Source organism: Arthrobacter sp. NPDC093128 (assembly GCF_040683875.1).
Lineage (GTDB): Bacteria > Actinomycetota > Actinomycetes > Actinomycetales > Micrococcaceae > Arthrobacter.
The window spans coordinates 1661-5423 of record NZ_JBFBEY010000059.1; the positions used below are offsets into that span (position 1 = coordinate 1661).

The window sequence follows — 3763 nt, forward strand, 5'->3', positions numbered from 1 at the left end:
AGGCAACAGGACCATGGCATGGCCGGGTTTCCTTACGGGGAGGCTTTGGTGGTGGTGTGGGTTTTGTTTGTTTCTGGTTTCCTGGCTGCACCGAGCATGCACGTTTGTGTGTGTGGGGTGTGTGGTACGGGGTTGTTGTTTGAGAACTACATAGTGGACGCGAGCATCTTTTATAAGAAGCAATTTCCAAGAATATGAACCTGGATCTGTTGTTCTGTCCTTCGGGGTGGAGCAGTGGTTTCTGTGGTTCTCTCGAAAATTAGCGTTTTTGATCTTTTGTGGTCAAGTTTTTAAGAGCACACGGTGGATGCCTTGGCATTAGGAGCCGAAGAAGGACGTAGGAATCTGCGATAAGCCTGGGGGAGTCGATAACCGGACTGTGATCCCAGGGTGTCCGAATGGGGAAACCCCGCCAGGGGCGCGAGCTGCCTGGTGACCCGCATCTGAACACATAGGGTGCGTGGAGGGAACGCGGGGAAGTGAAACATCTCAGTACCCGCAGGAAGAGAAAACAATAGTGATTCCGTTAGTAGTGGCGAGCGAACGCGGATCAGGCTAAACCGTTCCATGTGTGATAGCCGGCGGGCGTTGCATGGTCGGGGTTGTGGGACTTCCCGTTCTGTCTCTGCCGGGGCAGTGGGGTGAGTAGTACAGGCATAGGTGAACGGTCTTGAAAGGCCGGCCAGAGAGGGTGTGAGCCCCGTAACTGAAATGTTGTGTACCGCCCGGTGAAGTATCCCAAGTAGCACGGGGCCCGAGAAATCCCGTGCGAATCTGTCAGGACCACCTGATAAGCCTAAATACTCCCTAATGACCGATAGCGGACCAGTACCGTGAGGGAAAGGTGAAAAGTACCCCGGGAGGGGAGTGAAACAGTACCTGAAACCGTGTGCTTACAATCCGTCGGAGCAGCCGTGATTTATCACAAGTAGCTGTGACGGCGTGCCTTTTGAAGAATGAGCCTGCGAGTTAGTGTTACGTCGCGAGGTTAACCCGTGTGGGGCAGCCGTAGCGAAAGCGAGTCTGAATAGGGCGTTGCAGTGGCGTGATCTAGACCCGAAGCGAAGTGATCTACCCATGGCCAGGTTGAAGCGACGGTAAGACGTCGTGGAGGACCGAACCCACTTCAGTTGAAAATGGAGGGGATGAGCTGTGGGTAGGGGTGAAAGGCCAATCAAACTTCGTGATAGCTGGTTCTCCCCGAAATGCATTTAGGTGCAGCGTTGCGTGTTTCTTACCGGAGGTAGAGCTACTGGATGGCTAATGGGCCCTACAAGGTTACTGACGTCAGCCAAACTCCGAATGCCGGTAAGTGAGAGCGCAGCAGTGAGACTGTGGGGGATAAGCTTCATAGTCGAGAGGGAAACAGCCCAGACCACCAACTAAGGCCCCTAAGCGTGTGCTAAGTGGGAAAGGATGTGGAGTTGCGAAGACAACCAGGAGGTTGGCTTAGAAGCAGCCATCCTTAAAAGAGTGCGTAATAGCTCACTGGTCAAGTGATTCCGCGCCGACAATGTAGCGGGGCTCAAGTACACCGCCGAAGTTGTGGATTTCACATTTTATCCAAGCCGCTCCCTTTGTGGGGTTGGTTCAGGAGTGTGGAGTGGTAGGGGAGCGTCGTGTGGGCAGTGAAGTCGCGGTGTAAACCAGCGGTGGAGCCTACACGAGTGAGAATGCAGGCATGAGTAGCGAAAGACGGGTGAGAAACCCGTCCGCCGAATGATCAAGGGTTCCAGGGTCAAGCTAATCTGCCCTGGGTAAGTCGGGACCTAAGGCGAGGCCGACAGGCGTAGTCGATGGACAACGGGTTGATATTCCCGTACCGGCGAAAAACCGCCCATGCTGAACAGGGGATACTAACCGCCCGAGACCTGCCCGACACCCCTTGTGGGTGAAGGGTTTTGGTGGAGCGCGGGACCTGATCCTGGGAGGTAAGCGTATTAACAGGTGTGACGCAGGAAGGTAGCCGAGCCGGGCGATGGTTGTCCCGGTCCAAGGATGTAGGGCGAACGGTAGGCAAATCCGCCGTTCATGATGCCTGAGACCTGACGGGACCCCCGTATGGGGGGATTCGGTGATCCTATGCTGCCTAGAAAAGCATCGACGCGAGGTTTTAGCCGCCCGTACCCCAAACCGACACAGGTGATCAGGTAGAGAATACTAAGGCGATCGAGAGAATTATGGTTAAGGAACTCGGCAAAATGCCCCCGTAACTTCGGGAGAAGGGGGGCCCCAACCTTGATGGACACACGCTGTCCGGAGGGGATCGGGGCCGCAGAGACCAGGGGGAAGCGACTGTTTACTAAAAACACAGGTCCGTGCGAAGTCGCAAGACGATGTATACGGACTGACTCCTGCCCGGTGCTGGAAGGTTAAGAGGACCGGTTAGCCGCAAGGCGAAGCTGAGAATTTAAGCCCCAGTAAACGGCGGTGGTAACTATAACCATCCTAAGGTAGCGAAATTCCTTGTCGGGTAAGTTCCGACCTGCACGAATGGAGTAACGACTTCCCCGCTGTCTCAACCATAAACTCGGCGAAATTGCAGTACGAGTAAAGATGCTCGTTACGCGCAGCAGGACGGAAAGACCCCGAGACCTTTACTATAGTTTGGTATTGGTGTTCGGAGTGGCTTGTGTAGGATAGGTGGGAGACGTTGAAGCCCGGACGCCAGTTCGGGTGGAGTCATCGTTGAAATACCACTCTGGTCACTTTGGACATCTAACTTCGGCCCGTAATCCGGGTCAGGGACAGTGCCTGATGGGTAGTTTAACTGGGGCGGTTGCCTCCTAAAAAGTAACGGAGGCGCCCAAAGGTTCCCTCAGCCTGGTTGGCAATCAGGTGTCGAGTGTAAGTGCACAAGGGAGCTTGACTGTGAGAGAGACATCTCGAGCAGGGACGAAAGTCGGGACTAGTGATCCGGCGGTACATTGTGGAATGGCCGTCGCTCAACGGATAAAAGGTACCTCGGGGATAACAGGCTGATCTTGCCCAAGAGTCCATATCGACGGCATGGTTTGGCACCTCGATGTCGGCTCGTCGCATCCTGGGGCTGGAGTAGGTCCCAAGGGTTGGGCTGTTCGCCCATTAAAGCGGTACGCGAGCTGGGTTTAGAACGTCGTGAGACAGTTCGGTCCCTATCCGCTGCGCGCGCAGGAAATTTGAGAAGGGCTGTCCTTAGTACGAGAGGACCGGGACGGACGAACCTCTGGTGTGTCAGTTGTACTGCCAAGTGCACCGCTGATTAGCTACGTTCGGATGGGATAACCGCTGAAAGCATCTAAGCGGGAAGCTCGCTTCGAGATGAGATTTCCATACACCTTGTGTGTGAGAGGCCCCCAGCCAGACCACTGGGTTGATAGGCCGGATGTGGAAGCGAGGACTAACGACTCGTGAAGCTGACCGGTACTAATAGGCCGATAACTTACACCACACACCACCCCGCGAACCCGTTCAAAAGGGGTTCGCACCCAGGGGTGGTAAAAAGAAACAAGACTGCTTGCGTCCACTATGTGGTTCCCAAACAACAAACCCGTCACACGGTTTTCGTTGCAGGGAACAAAACCACAACAAAATAACAACACCACTAATGTTGTAACCACAAAATTTCCCAACCCCCTGCCATGCCGGGGGTCCGGGTAGAAGGGTTACGGCGGTCATAGCGTGGGGGAAACGCCCGGTCCCATTCCGAACCCGGAAGCTAAGACCCACAGCGCCGATGGTACTGCACCCGGGAGGGTGTGGGAGAGTAGGTCACCGCCGGACA

Annotated in this window: 1 protein-coding gene and 2 rRNA genes; all 3 read left to right on the plus strand. The window is 55.0% G+C overall.

What is annotated here, in order from left to right; all coding sequences use genetic code 11:
* Positions 1–198 (plus strand): hypothetical protein (locus AB0N24_RS27320; RefSeq protein ID WP_364131691.1); only part of this gene is annotated, 198 nt, incomplete at its 5' end.
* A gap of 82 nt (positions 199–280) precedes the next feature.
* Positions 281–3430, plus strand: a 23S ribosomal RNA gene (locus AB0N24_RS27325).
* A 215-nt stretch (positions 3431–3645) separates the two neighbouring features.
* Positions 3646–3762 (plus strand): 5S ribosomal RNA (rrf, locus tag AB0N24_RS27330).
* The last annotated feature ends 1 nt before the right edge of the window (position 3763 follow it).